The sequence below is a fragment of the Enterobacter cloacae complex sp. IR5458 genome (assembly GCF_049238025.1).
GTDB classification, from domain to species: domain Bacteria; phylum Pseudomonadota; class Gammaproteobacteria; order Enterobacterales; family Enterobacteriaceae; genus Enterobacter; species Enterobacter kobei.
This window is the reverse complement of sequence record NZ_JBMKIF010000133.1, coordinates 1-920: the sequence shown is the minus strand read 5'-3', so window position 1 is coordinate 920 and position 920 is coordinate 1. Positions and strand designations below refer to the sequence as shown.

Here is a 920-nt window from a genome sequence, read left to right as displayed (position 1 = left end):
AAAAAAATAATTTTGCCATTACCGTTTTTGCCTCCCACCGTAACGAAAGAAATGAAATCCTTTCCGTTGCCGACTATTCTTTGACTGAACCTGAAGATCCTCAAAAACGTCTTCAGTTTATCCAGGAAACCATTCAGTCCTACGGCATCCACCATATTCATACTGGCCGTAACAGCCAGTGGTTTGAAGAACACCGTTCAGCCATTGAATCGACCGGTGCCACCCTTACTACCGGTGCAACGGGCGTCGACTGGTTAACTCTGGCTGACGAAAAAGTTACTTTTGCTCAGTTTATGGAGCAAAAGGGTCTCCCGGTCGTACCATCCTGGCGGGTGAATACGCTGGCAGAATTAAAAACACACCTCGCGGCCCCGCCGTTCACTGACAGCCCGGTATGCGTGAAGCCGGTGACGGGTATCTATGGCATGGGATTCTGGCGCTTTGATGACAGTGCTTCGCCTATGGCCGTCTTTAATCATCCCGAACATCGTCTGGTCAGTCCGCAACAGTATATTGCAGCAGCATCAGCTGCTGAGTCGTTTAAACCCCTTGTTTTGATGCCGTACCTGCCAGGCCCGGAATTTTCCGTCGATATCCTCGCGGATAAGGGCGAAATACTCGCAGCCGTGGGACGCCGTAAGGAAGGGGTTATCCAGTATCTGGTAAACGAAGGAAGCGCCTGGGAACTGGCGTGTGACTGCGCCAGGGTTATGAAGGCCGACGGGCTGGTGAATGTTCAGACGCGAAACGATGTGAATGGCAACCCGGTGCTGCTTGAAACCAACATGCGTCCGTCAGGGGGGGTGGGTTATACCCTTCACAGCGGGGTGAACCTTCCTGGGTTATTTGCTGCCTTTAAGCTCGGTCTGATGTCTGAAGATATGGTGCGCCAGAGCGCTAAAAACACCTTTTCTCCGGTT

The 920-nt window shown here is 51.8% G+C and carries 1 protein-coding gene; it reads left to right on the top strand.

The features are described from left to right. The coding region (locus ACOTYN_RS26390; protein WP_421634810.1) for an ATP-grasp domain-containing protein at positions 1 to 920 on the top strand (920 nt) is incomplete at both ends.